Annotated in this window: 15 protein-coding genes; 7 read left to right on the top strand and 8 right to left on the bottom strand. The window is 61.5% G+C overall.

Going from position 1 to position 16,350, the window contains the following annotated elements; genetic code table 11:
* Positions 1-561 precede the first annotated feature (561 nt).
* From ACLBWX_RS21980 to ACLBWX_RS21990, 3 genes are all read left to right on the top strand, one after another.
* The gene (locus tag ACLBWX_RS21980; protein ID WP_447679081.1) at positions 562-1,452 is read left to right on the top strand and encodes a hypothetical protein; all 891 of its coding nucleotides are present in this window, start codon (positions 562-564) and stop codon (positions 1,450-1,452) included.
* Positions 1,453-1,554: 102 nt separating this feature from the next.
* Positions 1,555-2,004, top strand: coding sequence for a hypothetical protein (locus tag ACLBWX_RS21985; RefSeq protein WP_447679082.1), 450 nt, complete (start codon positions 1,555-1,557; stop codon positions 2,002-2,004).
* Between the two features lie 13 nt (positions 2,005-2,017).
* Complete coding sequence (locus ACLBWX_RS21990) at positions 2,018-3,739, top strand: AAA family ATPase (RefSeq protein ID WP_447679083.1); 1,722 nt, start codon at positions 2,018-2,020, stop codon at positions 3,737-3,739.
* A gap of 815 nt (positions 3,740-4,554) precedes the next feature.
* On the opposite strand, the gene ctrA is transcribed toward ACLBWX_RS21990, so the two are convergent.
* Positions 4,555-5,256 (bottom strand): response regulator transcription factor CtrA, encoded by a 702-nt coding sequence (gene ctrA, locus ACLBWX_RS21995; protein WP_447679084.1) that lies wholly within the window; start codon positions 5,254-5,256, stop codon positions 4,555-4,557.
* A 242-nt stretch (positions 5,257-5,498) separates the two neighbouring features.
* The gene (locus ACLBWX_RS22000) at positions 5,499-5,699 is read right to left on the bottom strand and encodes a hypothetical protein (RefSeq protein ID WP_447679085.1); all 201 of its coding nucleotides are present in this window, start codon (positions 5,697-5,699) and stop codon (positions 5,499-5,501) included.
* Between the two features lie 304 nt (positions 5,700-6,003).
* Here ACLBWX_RS22000 and ACLBWX_RS22005 point away from each other — a divergent pair, with 304 nt between their 5' ends.
* Positions 6,004-6,483 (top strand): hypothetical protein, encoded by a 480-nt coding sequence (locus ACLBWX_RS22005; protein WP_447679086.1) that lies wholly within the window; start codon positions 6,004-6,006, stop codon positions 6,481-6,483.
* A gap of 108 nt (positions 6,484-6,591) precedes the next feature.
* Entirely contained in the window at positions 6,592-7,572 is a 981-nt protein-coding gene (locus ACLBWX_RS22010; RefSeq protein WP_447679087.1) for a hypothetical protein, read from the top strand.
* 285 nt (positions 7,573-7,857) lie between these two features.
* On the opposite strand, the gene ACLBWX_RS22015 is transcribed toward ACLBWX_RS22010, so the two are convergent.
* From ACLBWX_RS22015 to ACLBWX_RS22025, 3 genes are read right to left on the bottom strand one after another with little or no spacing between them, the layout of a single operon-like run.
* Positions 7,858-8,331: a hypothetical protein gene (locus ACLBWX_RS22015; protein WP_447679088.1), complete on the bottom strand. Its 474-nt coding sequence runs from the start codon at positions 8,329-8,331 to the stop codon at positions 7,858-7,860.
* A complete protein-coding gene (locus ACLBWX_RS22020; protein WP_447679089.1) occupies positions 8,328-8,492 on the bottom strand; it encodes a hypothetical protein in 165 nt (54 codons plus the stop codon). Before ACLBWX_RS22020 ends, ACLBWX_RS22015 begins: the two co-directional genes overlap by 4 nt.
* A gap of 3 nt (positions 8,493-8,495) precedes the next feature.
* Positions 8,496-8,807, bottom strand: coding sequence for a hypothetical protein (locus ACLBWX_RS22025; RefSeq protein WP_447679090.1), 312 nt, complete (start codon positions 8,805-8,807; stop codon positions 8,496-8,498).
* A gap of 96 nt (positions 8,808-8,903) precedes the next feature.
* On the opposite strand from ACLBWX_RS22025, the gene ACLBWX_RS22030 reads away from it, so the two are divergent.
* Positions 8,904-9,155, top strand: coding sequence for a helix-turn-helix domain-containing protein (locus ACLBWX_RS22030; protein ID WP_447679091.1), 252 nt, complete (start codon positions 8,904-8,906; stop codon positions 9,153-9,155).
* 25 nt (positions 9,156-9,180) lie between these two features.
* Here ACLBWX_RS22030 and ACLBWX_RS22035 read toward each other — a convergent pair whose 3' ends face one another.
* The 3 genes from ACLBWX_RS22035 to ACLBWX_RS22045 form a co-directional block, all read right to left on the bottom strand.
* Positions 9,181-9,627, bottom strand: a complete 447-nt coding sequence (locus ACLBWX_RS22035) for a hypothetical protein (protein ID WP_447679092.1) — start codon at positions 9,625-9,627, stop codon at positions 9,181-9,183.
* Positions 9,627-10,235 carry a recombinase family protein gene (locus ACLBWX_RS22040; RefSeq protein ID WP_447679093.1) on the bottom strand — a complete coding sequence of 203 codons (609 nt, stop codon included), beginning with the start codon at positions 10,233-10,235 and terminating at the stop codon, positions 9,627-9,629. Before ACLBWX_RS22040 ends, ACLBWX_RS22035 begins: the two co-directional genes overlap by 1 nt.
* Positions 10,236-11,309: 1,074 nt before the next feature.
* Positions 11,310-11,858 (bottom strand): PAS domain-containing protein, encoded by a 549-nt coding sequence (locus ACLBWX_RS22045; RefSeq protein ID WP_447679094.1) that lies wholly within the window; start codon positions 11,856-11,858, stop codon positions 11,310-11,312.
* Between the two features lie 1,191 nt (positions 11,859-13,049).
* Here ACLBWX_RS22045 and ACLBWX_RS22050 point away from each other — a divergent pair.
* Positions 13,050-15,995: a bifunctional diguanylate cyclase/phosphodiesterase gene (locus ACLBWX_RS22050; RefSeq protein ID WP_447679095.1), complete on the top strand. Its 2,946-nt coding sequence runs from the start codon at positions 13,050-13,052 to the stop codon at positions 15,993-15,995.
* The last annotated feature ends 355 nt before the right edge of the window (positions 15,996-16,350 follow it).

The raw sequence follows: 16,350 nt of genomic DNA on the forward strand, positions 1-16,350 counted from the left end.
CCACCGAGTTCATCCTGAACGCCTGGACGAAAGAGCCCGATCGCTTCAGGCTCGATCCGTCACACCTCATCCCGGGACCGTACAGCTAGGCAGAAGGCCTTGTCGAATGGGGAATTGCCGCTCTCAGGCGCTTCCCAAACACCCGCGCCCGGGCCAAGTTCGTAGATGGCAGACCCAGCGCATGCGCCACGCCGCATTTACCAGATGCGGCCGGCGCCGGTGTTACCAGCACCAGCAGCCGGCCTGACCACGACCCGTATCGTACGAGGATACTGACCATGGCTACGCCTACCCCTATCGGCATTGCGCTCCCGACGAAACCGTCCCGCGCCTCATCGACCGCTCCGATCCTCTCGCCCGTCCCGCCGATCCGCATGATCGCCTGAAGGCTCGACCCTCCGCATTCCTGCTTGGAGTGCCGGCGGCCTTCGCTCTCCTGCAATCACGACATCCTGAGACGTCGGCAGCCCAGGGCTCCGACGCATGGCTGCCTGCTGTCCGTGCCGTTCGTCGGCCGGCCTGTGCGGGGGCTGGGTGTCCTACTGGACGGACTTGAACCCCATGACCATCATTCCCCACCCGGCTGCTCAGGGCAGCGGCCGGACCCGGCTGCCTGTAGGCAGCGACGCCGCATCCCGGTCGACCGCGTCCGGACGCATCGCCGTTCCGCTCGGCAGCGGGGCCGCGCAGAGCTGCGGATACGGGCATACCCCGAATTCGTTCGCGTGTTCTCCTGCCTTGCTGGCAGCCGCTGACCTGGTCGTCGACCAGGCGCTGCGGAACGTCTTCACGCCCGACCCTCTGCTCGGTCCCGGCCTGTCGCAGGTTGCATCGGTGCTGTCCTCGGTTGTGAAGCGTCACGGCACGCTCCTCGAGGCGGCATTCACCGATGTCCTTGAGAACCGTGGCCACTACCTGGTGATGCGGGACGTTCCAATGCCGATCACCGTGCCGACTCAGGAACTAGTCCGGAATAGTTCGATCTCCCAGTTGGGTGAAACGGCGATCGAACTCTCCGGTGATATTGCTCAGACCGTTAAGCTCGATCTCGTCGTGATCGATCGCCGGACCCATCACGCTTTCATCATCGAAATGAAGCGGGGAGGTGGCAAATCCGAGGCGCGGAAAGTCCATCAAATCGAGTGGATCCTGCGCTGTGCCCAAGTCCAGGGCCTCGCGTTCCTCGATATACTGGGTTTTCATGTCGCTCGTGTTCGGGCTGTCCTGATCGATGTCTACGGACGCGGTGGTTATAGCCCTGATCTGTCCGTCAGTGGCGCGGGTATCGACCGGCTCTTCGAGGAGCCCGTCATGGCTGCCATCGAGGCGGTCACCGCCCGGATCACGACCCGCCTGCGCGCGGACGTCCCCGACCTTCTCGCGCGCGCTTTGGGCACCCTCGAGGTCGCCGGAACCGTGATGCCGCTGCCGCCCCGTCCCTTGGCGCGCTGATCCAGACGGGTCGTGTCCGCGACCCGGCCGACTTCCACCCCTTTCCCTTTTCCCTCGGCACCGTTGCGCATTGGCGCCCGTGCCTTCTCCAGGCTTGCCTCGATGACCGCCCCGATCGATCCGAACAGCTCTGTGCCGGAGTCTTCGCCCGCTCTCGCCTTTCCCAGCGCCCCCCTGAGCTGGTGGAGGACCCTGCCGCCCGAGTCCTTTGACCTGCCGGCACAGCAGCAGCTGCGCGCCGTCCTCGTCGCGGCGCCGCCCCTACCGCTTCCCGGCTGGGACGCGGCGAACCGGGCCGATCCGGCCGCCGCGATCGGTGTTGCTCTCACCATTCTGGCGGAGGGCGTTGCCCGACCCGGCAGCCTCGACAGGGCCCTCTCGGCCGTGTTGCTCTGCGCCGCCCTCGGCGATCCCGCATGCCGTGACCTCCTGGCGCATGCCCTCGGCCGCCGCGCCCGGCGCCGGGCCGATCTCGACGCCTTGCGCCTCGCCCGTCGCTGGCGTGGCTGGGGCCATCAGGGCTCCTCGTCCATCATCGCACCCGGCCGCTGAGGAGGATCGATCGATGGCTTTTTCCTCGACCGCGCCCCTGCCGCGCATCGACGCCAAGGCGGCCCTGATTATCATCCTGGCCGCCTTCCCGCGGCGCTTGCGCCTCTGCCTGGACACGGCCTTGCGGATCCCGGCCGCCCGCGAGGGGGTCGTTTCCGAGATCATCGCCCTCGTGCCCGAGGCGATCGATCTGGCCGCGGCCTGGAACACGAAGGTAGCCGCTGCGGGGGCCGATCCCTGGTGCGATCCGGACGTCGTTACCGCCCGGGGAGCTCTGACGCGAGTTCTCGACCGCCACGCCGCTGAACGGGACGTACCGGCCGCACGGGCGCTCGCCGATTGCGTGACGCTGATGTCCTGCGGTGGCGACGATGCGGCCGCCGCCGCCCGCATCGCGCTGCCGATCTGGCTCGAAGCAGAGGCACTGCCGGGGCTCGTCCTCCACCTGCCCGCCCTGGCCGAGGCCCAGACCGCCCTCGGCCTCGGGCGCCGAGCCGATCATGATGAGGACTTCGACATCCACGAGCAGGCTGCGGGAGCGGCGCTCCTTGATGGTTGGACCGCGGCGCTCGAATCTGCCTACGCGAGCCTGAACGCGGCCGCCTCGAACGTCGTCGTGGCCGCCGCCGTTCTCAGTCGCGGCGCGAGCAGCGAGATGCTGCTCTGCACGCTTCTGGTGCGCGCGCTTCTCCCCTTCGGGGAGAGGCTGACACAGCCGGTCGTCGACCAGGCCGGTGAATACGAGCGTCGGCGCCGGCGCGTGGCCGAGGCGGCGCTTGCAAAGGTTCGAACGCCCGAGCGCGAGGCTTCTCGGTTGTCAGCAATCCCGGGCGAGACGCGCCCTGCACCGATCGAGCTTGCTTCTCCACCCCCTGGGCAGATCGTCGTGGTCGGTGAGGTTCGCGAGACTGGGGCCGACCGCACACGAAATGTCGCGCGCGGCTTCGAGAGCATCATTGGGCGGCCTGTTCCGCTCGCCCCCGTGCCGGACCTCCGGGCGTTACGCAGCAGCCTCGCGTTCGAATTTCCCTACGCGCTGAACACCATCGACCGTCTTCTGGCCGATCTGGTCGGGCGGCCTTACGTTGGGTTCCGGCCGACCATCCTGGTCGGTCCACCCGGCGCTGGTAAGAGCCGGATGATCGCGCGCTTGGCCCACTATCTCGGCATCGGTCTTAGGCGGGTGGACGCAACGCACGATAGCGGAGCGGCCATCGGCGGTCTGGATCGGAGGTGGGCGAACACCGAACCGGCCCACCCCGTCCTCGCGATCGCGCGTCACGGCATAGCTAATCCGCTGATCTTGCTCGACGAAATAGAAAAAGCCTCGACGGGAACAACCCATGGCCGCTTGTGGGACGGCCTGTTGCCGATGCTGGAGCGCGAGACGGCGTCGGCCTACCCGGATCCGGCGTTCCAGTGCGCGGTCGACCTGAGCCACGTCTCCTGGTTGTGTACGGCCAATGCCGTCGACCCGCTACCGGGACCGCTCCTCGACCGGCTGCGTGTCATCGAGATGCAGGCCCCGGCCGTGAACCATCTCGAGGCTCTGCTGCCGCCCGTTCTGCCTGGGATCGCGGCGAGCCGTGGATTGAACGCCCTCTTCCTGCCTCCCCTCGACGGCGAGGAAACCGCTGCGATCCGCCAGGTTTGGCCCGGCGGTTCGATCCGGCGCCTCGTCCGGCTCGTCGAGACCATCCTGGCGGTGCGTGAAACCGCGAGCCCGCAGCACTGATCGGTACTCCTTCCCACGATGACCGTCCCCGGAGGTGGCCATTGCAGGGAGGAGCCATGAGTTTTGAGACAATGGGACCGACGGCTGTATCGGATCTCAACGGAACGGAGGACCCGCTGCGTTCCCATAGACTTCCGTCCAAACGCCTGGACCGCGCGACGGCCTCGCACTGTTTGGTGGACGAGACAGGTTCGCACGATCCTGCTTCCGAGAGGGGCGGGGGCATGCGAACGTCGCCCTCCGCGCACGGTCGAGAGCAGCAGTAGAAGGAAGACTTGTGCCCATCACGCGACGTCAGCTGGCCGCCTCGCTGCAGGCCTGCACCCATATCGCCGATCGTGAGGCAATCGCCCGCTTCCTCCTCGATCCGGCGACCGAGGCGAGCATCAACCCTTTTCGACAGACCAGTGCCGGAGCGCAACGCACCACTTGGGCCGGGCGGAGCTTCGAGTTCCGCTCCTCGCGAACGCAGGTGCTCGGCCTCACCTGTCTTCTCCTGACGCTGGACACCCTGCCGGGAGATGAGCCGTTGGTGCAGGAGATCTTCGGCTCGGGTCCTTATCGGGCCTACCTCTACCACCGGGGGGATGGCTGCCAGCTCATCGGTGCCGTACTGCACGGTCGAGGACCTATGGCGTTACCCGCTTTCGGCACCTCGACACCGCGACGGACTGCCCGACGATCGCCTCCGCCGACTTCGCGGCAGCTCGACCTCTTTGCTTTCGTTGGGTTGGGATAGTGGGTCTGGGAGCGGGAGCCACGGGCGCGTTTCGGGCGCTTCGTGACAGGCGTGGGATGACTGCCCCTGGCTCGTCTCAACTGGCCAAGGCGCGCATCTCGGGCGCGCCTTCTCTGAGGGCGTAGCCGCGACCCCAGACGGTCTCGATGTAGTTCTTGCCGCCGGACGCGTTGGCGAGCTTGCGCCGCAGCTTGCAGATGAACACGTCGATGATCTTCAGCTCCGGCTCGTCCATGCCGCCGTAGAGATGGTTGAGGATCATCTCCTTCGTCAGCGTCGTGCCTTTGCGCAGGGCAAGGAGCTCCAGCAACCCGTACTCCTTGCCCGTAAGATTGATGCGGTTCCCAGCAACGCTGGTGGTCTTCTCATCGAGGTTCACGACGAGGTCGTCGGTGGTGATCAGCGACTGGGCATGGCCCTTCGAGCGGCGCACGATCGCGTGGATGCGGGCGACGAGCTCGTCCTTGTGGAAGGGTTTGGTGAGGTAGTCGTCGGCGCCGAAGCCAAGGCCCTTCACCTTATCCTCTATCCCAGCCATGCCTGAGAGGATCAGGATGGGTGTCTTGATTTTCGAGGCGCGCAAGGATCTCAGCACCTCGTAGCCCGAGATGTCGGGGAGGGTCAGATCGAGCAGGATGATGTCGTAATCATACAGCTTGCCGAGATCGATCCCCTCCTCACCCAGGTCGGTGGTGTAGGTGTTGAAGCTCTCGGACTTGAGCATCAGCTCGATGCTCGCGGCGACGGAGGCATCGTCCTCGATCAGCAGCACGCGCATGGGCCAGGATCCTCCAAAGATTGAGGCATCCTGAACGGGCATCGGCAACAAACCGTTAAGGTTGCGCCGCGGCTTGACATAACAACGTCTACGGACGCTGAGACGGGGTGCGCGTACCCGGCGCCTGAGGAGGCCGAAAGGCTGATCCGCTAGCCTCTCGCCGTTCACCCTCGGCCTATCTCATCCCGCCGCACCCAGACTGGGTGCCTTTTGCGACGACTGTTCCTACCCTCGACGTGACCCTAGCGGGAGATCGAGAAGGATCGGATGGCGATGTCGACCGCAGCAGAGAAGCCGATGTGGACCGCCTTCAGGCCGGATCCGTGGGTCCGGGCTATCATATGCCATCCCAGCGTGAAGCGATCGGCAGAGAACGTTGCTTGGCTGCTTTCCTCGGATGCCGCTTTCACGACGGATGGATGCACCGCCTCCGATGCGGACATCGCTAGTCAGATCGGTTTGGCCCGAAACAGCGTCAAGAACGCCCTCATACTCCTGCGTGTTCACGGCTTCATCCGGTGGTCGTGGAACTCGACGGATGGCGCTCGGATCCGGACGATCCATCCTGCAGTCGTCCAAGAGGCCACGATTTCCGTCAGTCCGGCGGTGTGTTGGGGTGATGCTCCGGCCCCGACGGCTGTCGCAACGCCGTTACCGGTCAAGGACCCACTCCGTCGACGGGGTCGCAGATCCGGATCCGACGAGATCGTACGGTCGATGCCCGAGCCGTCGGCAGACGGAGCGCTTATGCTTGCCTCGACGGGTAGTGCGGCTCTGGACCTCACCTGCGTGATCCCCGACCGCACCCAGTCTGGGTGCGATGCCGATCCGGCCCTCAGGGTACACGAGACGAACGAGCATGCTCCCGACACGACGCGCGGGGGCGACCTTCCCGATCCGCTGCTGTCGAACAGCACCCAAACTGGGTGCGATGTCGGGCCCGTTCAACAGACGCCCGCGCGGCGTGAGCCGAAGGGTGAGCGCAGGCGTCGCCACGATCCCGCCTTGCCTCTCTGGATGCAGACCACCGCCGTTCAGAACGAGCGGGCGTCGCTTCACGCCGAGCGCCTGCCTTGGGATGCGCGTTGCGAACACGATGGTTGCGGGTCGCGGAACCTGGCCTTCGTCTGCGCCGACGAGGGCGATGTGTTCTGCGCTCGGCATCGCCGCGAGGCCAATATTCCGGTCGCCCTTGCGGTGCTCGACCCCAACCTGAGGTGGCGATGAGCGTTTTTCGTCGCGCTCTGTCAGCGTTCTTCGACCCGCAGTCGCGGACGGCCGGCGCTGTTGCCGGCTGCCGTGACTGGGGCTCGCAGTAACGTGGGGGACGACGGAATGGATGGTCGAAATCAAACTCGGACGGTGGAGACGGGGCGAGCCTATATCCGGCGCGTCAATATGCTCTCGAGGATGGCGGCACGGGAACTCGGGCTGGACTGCGAACATCCCTCTCTAGGCGAACTCGTCGCATGGCTCTTGGGGTCGACGGGCAGGTGGCGGCCGTCGACGATCCGACAATATCGGGTCTCCATCCGGTATGGCCTGGAGAACCTCTGCCGCAAACCGGAAGCGTACGCGGATGCCTCGGCGGCTCTGGAACAGCTGAACGCGGCACCGGCCTACCCCGAACCGTGCGCGCCCACGATCCGGAGAACGAGTGCGAAGAAACGGAGGTCGGCGGCTCCAGGCGAGCTGCAGGCGATCAGTGCGGCGCTGCGCCGGTCCCCGCATCCGTACGCTCGTCTGGCCCACCGTATGTTATGGCTCGGCGTCGAACTCGGCTTGCGTCCGAGCGAATGGGCGACCGCGCGCCTGGAAGGCGCCACTCTAGTAGTGACGAACGCCAAAGCCACCAACGGACGCGGCAACGGTGAGGTTCGGTCCCTCGGCCTCAAGGGCCTCGAACCCGCCCTCGCCAAGATGATCGTCGAACTGGTCGCGATGATCGAAACGGCTTTAAAGGAGAGCTCCTGGGCCCAGGTCGCGGCGAGGATCCGCTACCTGTTCTCGTGGGCATCCGCAGAGGCGGCCAAGAGCGTGCCCTCGCTACGACGGGCGAGGATTTGCCCCTACAGTACCCGCCACATCGCCGCAGCACGTGCCAAGTGTGTGATGGACGAGAGTGGTGTCGCGGCGCTGCTGGGACATGTCTCGACGCGAACCGCGACCGCCCACTATGCGCGGAAGCGCTCCGCCAAGGGCTGGGCGCCCATCAGGGTCATGGTCGATCCTGCCCAGACCGCGACGGTTCGCAGAACGTATCGGGCGCGGGGTGCTGAACGGACGCCCTCATCGTCCCAACGACCGACGATCTGAGACCGGGTCCATCGGCCAGTTCACCTCGTTCGGCGTCGCCGTAGCCCGGTACCTCGATCCCCGGTGCGAAGGCAGCGTCCCAGCTTCGCTCCGGATCGAACAGGCCAGCCGCCGGGTCTGGCCCTGCAACACACTCCCATCGGCGTGGCAGGGCCGGACCGCTCGCGCGAACAGCATATGCAAGCGACGATCTCTGGGTATGTTGCGGCTGGGTGCCACGGACGGCATCGCAGGGCCTTATCAGCGCACGATACGCGCGCATGACTGAGCCCTCGTCCGGGCGGTTCAATCCTGAACCAGTGGGACGAGGTAGAGACCCTGACGGGCGCAGTCACCCGTCGTGAGCGATACCAGCCGCACATACGCTCCCTCGCGACGCAGCTCGAAGGATCCGAACTCCCCGGACGGATCAGCTGCACGCAGCCGGCCTGGACTGACGGTGCGTCCGCGGAACGTTTTCCGGCACGTGCGTACGGAGGCAGCGATCTTGGGGTTCGATCCGACCGCTTCGACGATCCAGCCATCACCGCTGCGTTTGGCATGGATCGCGAACCAGTCCTGCGCGGGCGCGCCGACCGGAACGTCGAGATAGGCGTACTGCGCCTCGAAGCTCCGCATCCGCGTGAAATCCGCCCCGTTCGCCAGCGCGGGATGGCTCGCGAAAATCGACGCGAGGCCGAGGGCACCGAGCGTGCACCCGCTCCAAGCGTCGGACGCCCGGCCCGATCCCTTGCGATGGAAGCTCGGGCGGAACGTCATATCCGGATGACTCCGTCCTGGCGCGCCGCTCCGACACCGCCGGATCCCTCGGCCTCGAAGAACTCGTCGTGGCGCAGGCGTGCCGTGCCGATCGAGTAGACCAGTTGCAGCAGGCCGAGCAGCAGGAACGGGATGCCGACGAAGACGAAGGCGGTGAGCACGCCCTAGACGATGTTCTGGACGGCGGCCGTTACACGGACCTGAGCCGCATCGTAGGCCCAGCGTCCGTCGCTACGCCGGATGCCGAACAGCTGCCGGACCGTCGCCGTCTTGAGGCGCGCGGCATCGAAATGAAACCGGCCCTCGACACCTTGCTGCAGGAGGCTGCCGACCTCGTTCAGTACGACGACATCGTCGGCCCGCAGGATGCGTCCGTCCCGCCTTTGGATCTCGATGTAGGCGTAGCGTTGCCCCTGAAGGTCGAATTGCGATTGGCCCAGGGCGATCACGGTCCCGGAACAGGTGGTGGTGGTCATGGCATGGCTCCCTTCGATAGGAGGACCATAGGCTCAGCGGCTTAATGCTACTTAAAAGCTGTAGTCATAAAGTCTGCATCATGACCCCTTCGCGTCGTGAAGCGCACGCATAAGGGTCCGCTGCGCGATGTTCTGGCCAAGAACATGCGCTGCCTCCGGGCCGATCTCTCTCTCAGCCAGGAAGCCCTCGCCGACGCGTGCGGGATCCATCGCACCTATATCGGTGGGATCGAGCGATCGGAGCGGAACGTGTCGATCGACAACATCGCCCGCATCGCCGAGGGACTCGGGACCGAGGCGTGGCGCCTGCTTCGGGACGATCGGGACGAGATGCAGCCGGACGCGTAGGATGGTCCGTCGAGCATAAACCCGATCAGCGCGCGGGTGGCGGACCGGGATACGGTCCGCGAAACAGGTCGCCGAGCGCCTTTCGCCGGAACAGAGTGCGCCAGCGCCGCCGCTGATGTTCGGGCCGATCATGGTTCATGTGGCAGCGCTGGCAGAAAGCCGCGAGGTTCTTTCCGGCGTTGTTAGCGGTGTCGTGATCGCGGTGTCCGGTGGCCAGAACCACGCGCGTGGTCCGCACCCGCCCGAGGACATCATCGGCTCCGACCGCAAGGCAGATGAAGCGCCCGGTCCCATCACGCCACGAGCCCTCCTCCCGATCCCACCAGCGACCGTCCCCGAGGTGAAAGACTCGCTGTCCATGAGGACGGGCGCAGATCTCACACCGCCCTTTCGCTCGCTCGAAGCGGATCACGGCCGAGAGCTGAGGCCAGTCGATCGGATAGAAGAAGCGGTGCTCGCGCCGGATCGGCATCAGGACAATGCCTGCCGGGTCGCCGCAGCGGTGACGTCTGCCTGGCTACGGGTGCGTGCCTGGGGGAAGTAGCTGTAGAAGGTGTCTCGGCTGACGCCGAGGCGCTTGGCGATGGCCGCGATTGAGATGGTGCCCGAGTGGAGCAGGGCGCGGCCCACCTCGATATCGGCTGGCGTCAGCTTCTTGGGCCGTCCTCCTTTACGTCCCCGCGCCAAGGCGGCCTTCAGCCCCTCCATGGTGCGCTCGCGGTTCAGATCGAGGAAGTACTCGGCCATGGCGCCGTGCATCTGCAGGGCAAAGCGTCCATGGGCCGTTTCGCTGTCGAACTGCTCGGTCAGGGAGCGGAAGTGGACCTCCTTGACCCGGAGGGAGTCGATGGTGCGCATCATCTCGACGAGGGAGCGACCGAGGCGATCGAGCTTCCACACAACGAGCACATCAGTGGGACGGAGGTAGGCGAGGGCCGCTTCGAACTCCGGGCGCTTGGTCCCGGCCTTGCCGGACTTCTTCTCCTCGAACAAGCGTTCGCACCCAGCCTTGGTCAGCGCGTCGCGCTGCAGGTCGAGGTTCTGGTCAAGGGTGGAAACGCGGGCATATCCGACGAGCATGTCGGGATAGTGATTCAGGTGCGTTTAATCTGCAATAGAAATCCGGTCATATTTTCCCGACAGAAACCGAGCGGTTTGATGAGGCTCGAACTGAACTCCACGAGCATGACGGGAAAACGATCGCTTTGCCTACATGGTAGAGACGTTCGGTTTATCGAATGGCCGACCTGAGTTTGGCGCAAACGCGATAGCGCCGACAGTTACTCAGTCTTGAACATGTAATTTTCGCTGCAACAATTGTCAGAGCGTTGAATCATGATTGAAGATCAAACTCGTTATGAAAGAGAAGGTATCTAATTACCGATGACGTTCCTGCCAGCATTTCCATCTTGGCTCCGGTGCGCTGCTTCTCCTCTGTATCGTCCGCTCATGCTCGCAAGCTGTGATGCGGTTACGACGAGCTACGCGCTGAGTATGTTCGGCCTCGGCGGATAGAACCGGAGCGCGAATGGTGTGAGCTGACATAGGTAGATTGCACGTTGCTGCGCTGATGAGCCGGAAATCGCAGGCATACACCCGCCAGGGAGAGAGCGTTTCAATGCCAAGCCTAATAGCAGCAGCAACCGACGACACCGCAGCGGTTATGATGATGATATTGAGGGCAATCTTTCCTGCCTTCGTCATTCGTCCTGATACGGAGAAATTTACAAATTTCGTAAGGTACATCTGAACGAAAGTAGGTACCCCCCAGGGTATTAAATGAAGAAGCGTTTGTCGCGACGGCTGTTGATAGATCACAGCTAATTAGAAAGCAATAATATTGCTTCCATGTATAAGTGAATATGTTAGCTGTTGTTATGCGGCATTCGGCTTACGACTTCTATCAACGAAGTCGGCCGGGATAGCTAGAGCGACTTAAGAGAACCGGAACGCTAGACTAAGAAAAGCTCTCGGAACCACCCGTTAACAGCTACGGATTGCGAAAAAATACGAGCGCCTAACCGCAACCTTCAGAGATCGCGGACCTTAACTCCGGTGTAGTCGCTCACCTTCGTTAATACAGCTATAAAGGATTATTTCATATTTAAGTTGCAATAGGTATGGAGAGAAAGTTTTGATCGCGTAGCTTCAGTATCAACGCCGAGCGAGCGCTCGACCAATGCTTAAGAGCAGCATTTCGGTGATGCGGCGTAAATCCGTATACCCGCCCGAGACGAGGGCCATATGTGTTTCCAGGCATCGATCTGCCGCATGCGCAAGGGGATCTTCGCCAAATCTGTTTTGAAACGCTGCGGGTATGAAAGGAGTACTGTGGGTGTCGGTTGTGTCGATATAGGCTCCCAAGCCTCTCATAGCTCCGGAATTGTCGAAGGTGAGGGTGCCTCGGTTGAGAATCCAGCGTACATCCCCCGTCGATGTTACGACTCGAAACTCGGCTGAGAAGGGTCCTCCGGTTTGTCGTACTCGACGGATACGCTCAAAAAGCCATGTTCGATCGTCGGGATGCGTCGCTCCAAGTGCAACTTCCATTGGAAGTGGTTGTCCCACCAGTCCAACGTTACCTGCCAGTAGTGCGGCCGCACCCTCATCGAGGATTGATCGTCCTGCTACGACATCGGTATTCCAGACACCAACCAGCCCCGCCGCCCTCAAAGCAGGGGCCGCTTCAGCGATCGACTGCATCCGATCCTCCCGCAACTAATTGTTGCTAGAGATGGTGGAGACATGTCAGAAAAAATCTACGCCTTGTTAGAATTCTCTTATTCACGAATTTGTGAGTACGACGAAGTACCGCACTTACTAATGCAATGAGAAACGGATTAAACTCGGTTGCTAGCACGTGTGAATGTCACTTCGCAAGAGTTACAGTCGTACCAGGCATCGATAGACTCATCCGTCCGTGAAATTGATGCACACGGTACTACCTTGTCGAATGAAAAGGAACAAAGAACGAATTGATTTGGAATTAGATCTGCGTTTATCAGAATTAATCTCGCTCCAAGATCAGTAGCATCTTGTATGACGCATCCCTTATAGCTGTGTTCATCGATCGCAATAAAGCCGAACGCATCTTCGCTATTAGATTCGATACTGTCCCATGCTTTTGCAGGCATCTGGTTCCCTCGTATCGCTAGTATGGAAGGGGTTCTTAGGTACCTATGTCGCTCACAAACGCCCTTCTGTAGGCGAATATATCAACTGAAACGCGAACCGGAAAGTTCCTTGGCTTTGAGTCAGAAGCTGATTCAAGCATCGAGTTTTCTGACTCGCGGTGATTGTACGACAGGGCTTGGCCTTTCGTTTCAAAGACGCCCCTAATCCTGTCCCCTATCAGCGCCAAGTTGAAGCAGTGTCCCGAGATTGACTTCAAGGATCGACACTGCAAGTCGTCACTCGGGATGTACGCTTGGTTTCTGGTACCTACGGTAGCCATCGGGCTACGATAATATGGGGAGATGTTCCAGGAGCGAGGCGTCTAGATCAACCCAAGCACCTTTGAGCTGCTGGATCCTGCTCCGCGCGGTACTGATCGAGAGGCGGCTGCGGGCTTTCTGCTAGCCTCCCAATAAGCGCTGATTTGGGCAGTAGGCAGTTAACAGAACATGAAGATGAGGTGGATACAGCTCCGTGTATAGCCTGCGCCGCGGTTTGCGCCAAACCATCTTCGCTTCCTCAAAATGGCGCGGGTCATCATATTAGAAAAAATCGCCTGATAGTTGAGATGTGGGTACAAAAAATTACCCGTCGTTTACTTGTGCGGCTTGATCCTTGGAGTGCCATTTCTCGGCGAGAACCCCGCGTGAGCGGTCCTGCTGTCCAGTAAGGCGCTTGATGTATCCATTATTGGAGAATGAGTCCGAACGTCTCGCAGTCTTGCGAGATCTGAAGGTTCTTGACACGGCTGACGAGACACATTTCGATGCTGTGTGCCGCACGGCACAAGCCTTGTTTTCGGCACCGATCGCCTTTGTCTCTTTGGTGGACGAGAACCGACAGTGGTTCAAGGCTCGTTGCGGGATCAGTGTTAAGGAGACTCCGCGGAGCATAGCCTTCTGCAACTACGCAATTCTTTCGGATGAGATCCTCATCATTGAGGATGCGTTGTTGGATCCTCGGTTCGCAGAAAACCCCCTTGTAACAGGTTCGCTGGGCGTCCGGTTCTATGCCGGAGCGCCGCTAATTCTGCATCAGGGAATACGCCTTGGGACGCTGTGTCTGATGGACGTCCGACGGCGTTCTTTTTCTCCCGAGCAGGTCAGGCAGTTCCAAGATCTTGCTAACATCGTGGTGGCCCATCTGCGCCTGCACGAGGCTCGGAACCAGATAGGTCGAGATCTTGAGGCGCTGCAATCCGCACAAGCGAAGCTTCGGGAAGCGGCCGATTACCAGCTTCTCGTTGAGCAGGTGGGGGGCATTGGGTATTGGCAGTACAATCTAAAAACCGGAAAGGCCACGTGGTCCCCTAGCATGCGACGGCTAGTCGGCCATGATATGCTCGAGGGCGAACTATCTCTTAATGATTTGATTCAATTCCTACACCCCGACGAACACCGGGACATGTTTGCGGCCTTCGATATCCGGAACGCCGACGTCAATGGGACGGCCCTTATGTCTTTTGACCGGCAGCGTCGCCTTGTCAGGTCGGACGGCGAGGTCCGGACGGTTATCTCCCGCGGCTTACCCCAGCACGACGAGACGGGTGCGGTCGTCGCTCTCCTCGGTGTGTGTGTCGATATCACCGATTTGGTGCGTTCTGAGCAGCAGTTGCGAGGGGTTAGTACCCTTCTTCGTGTAACGCTGGAGAATATGGATCAGGGCATCCTGATGGTTGGCGCCGACAACCGTGTTCTGGTCCATAACCAGAAGGCTAGGGATCTGCTCGGCCTTTCTGAGGCTCTGCTCCATGAGGGAGCTCGGTTCGATCTCTTGCAGCAGCATCAGGTTGACCGCGGCGAGTTTCACAGGGTCGATGGCGAACTGCGGCACTGGCTAGAGAGTAGTGACCCAGGAACCATGGCCGTCACCTATGAGCGTGACCGCCCGAACGGAACCTCAATCGAGGTGCGATCAGTGCCTTTGCCAACAGGCGGGTTGGTCCGGACCTTCACTGACATCACGGAGCGGAAGCAGCGTGAGTCGGCGCTTCGCCTCGCTGAGGCCGAGTACCAGACGCTATTCCAGAACGCCGTCATCGGCATCTACCGGGCGAACCTCGATGGTACGCTTATCAGGGCGAACCAAGCTCTAGCAAGACTCCACGGATACGGCGACTCGAGGAGCGCGACAGCGACCGGCAACGGCTTCACTCATGACTGGTACGTCGACCGCAATCGGAAGGACGAGTTCATGCGCCTCCTATTGAGGCATGGCAGGGTTGATGATTTTGTCTCAGAGGTGACTGGTCATGCGACTGGCGGACCGATCTGGGTGTCAGAAACGGCGTGGTTGGTGCGTGATGCCAAGGGATGCCCGTCCTGTTTCGAGGGTACAGTCGTGGACGCGACAGAACGGAAGCGCGCCGAGGCACAGATCGAGCACATGGCCCGGCACGATGCCCTGACGGGCTTGCCCAACCGCAGGCAGTTCCAGGAACGACTGACCCAGGAGCTGGTCCATGCGAAGCGGCAAGGGACCTCGGTCGCTGTCCTATGCTGCGACCTCGATCGCTTCAAAACGGTCAACGATACCTTCGGACATCCGGCCGGCGACGCCCTCTTGTGTACCCTAGCCGACCGCATGCGGCGTTCTCTGCGTCCGGGAGATATGGTTGCTCGTCTCGGAGGCGATGAGTTCGCGATTATCCTGCTGGGTCGAAGCCATCCGCACGGCGTAGGAGCGGCAGCGAAGCGTGTCATTGAGGTAGTAGGTCAGCCGGTAGACATCGATGGGCACCTGACGAATGTAGGTGTCAGCATCGGTGTCGCGATCGGACTGGACGACGGAGACCGTGCCGACCTTCTGTTCAAGAACGCTGACATCGCGCTGTACCGGGCCAAGGAAGGGGGGCGCCACACGTGCCGCTTCTACGAGGCTGGAATGGATATGGCGGTTGCGTCCCGTAACCTACTTGAAATTGATTTGAAGGATGCGGTCCGTAAAGAAAGTTTCGAGCTTTATTATCAGCCAATCATTGATCTTGCGAGTGATACGCTCCGTGGTTTTGAGGCCTTGCTGCGCTGGCCGCATCCGGAGAAGGGGATGATCTCACCTGCTGCTTTCATTCCCCTGGCCGAGGAGACTGGGTTGATCGTCGAGCTCGGTGCCTGGGCGTTGCGCGATGCTTGTCGGGAGGCGGCATCATGGTCTGCTGATCTTCGCGTCGGCGTCAACGTGTCTGCGGTTCAAATCCAACACGTCGACTTCCACCAGCACGTCCTCGACGCCTTGGTTCAATCCGGACTTCCACCGGAGCGTCTCGAGCTAGAGATTACTGAGAGCGTGCTTGTGAAGGATGCCGAGACGGCTATCGCGTGCTTGCATCGCCTGCGTAGACTCGGCGTCCGGCTGGCCATTGACGATTTCGGTACTGGTTACTCTTCGCTCAGTTACCTGTGTCAGTTCCCGTTCGACAAGATCAAGATAGACCGATCGTTCATCCAGGATGCCTGTGCATCGACGTCCGGCGCCATAGTCCGTGCGGTAGTGGGCTTGGGCAAGCACCTTGGGGCAACTATCACAGCCGAAGGTGTCGAGACGCAGTCGCAGCTCAACTGGGTTAGAAGCGAGGGCTGCTGCGAGGTCCAGGGCTTCATCTTTGGAAGGCCGGTGCCACCGAGTGTCATTAAAGGTATGACGCAGCCGCTTGAAGTGACGGGTTAATCATTGCACTGCGATCGGCAATCACGAATCACTGCTTGATCGTGCTAATCGGCTCGAGCAGCATTGAATGCCTTGCGCAATTGCCCGAGGACCAAGCGCATTGCTAAGACGGAAGGTCGTGTACAGAAGAAAGCGGCACGTCTATCGGATTGATGCTGTGCACACTATGTACAGCGCCGACGCTCCAGCTCATTGCGATAACATTGTGTTCAGTCATGAGTGCATGGGTTCGCTTGAACGACAATGTCTCAAAACGGTTGGTGCAGCGGCACCTAGGTGTTTGATCCCGCGGTGTGGTGATACGGTCGAGCACCATGTTGCGAGGGAAGCGCTATGGGCCAAATTCTCCATGGAA

It is taken from the genome of Methylobacterium sp. M6A4_1b, from assembly GCF_053345175.1.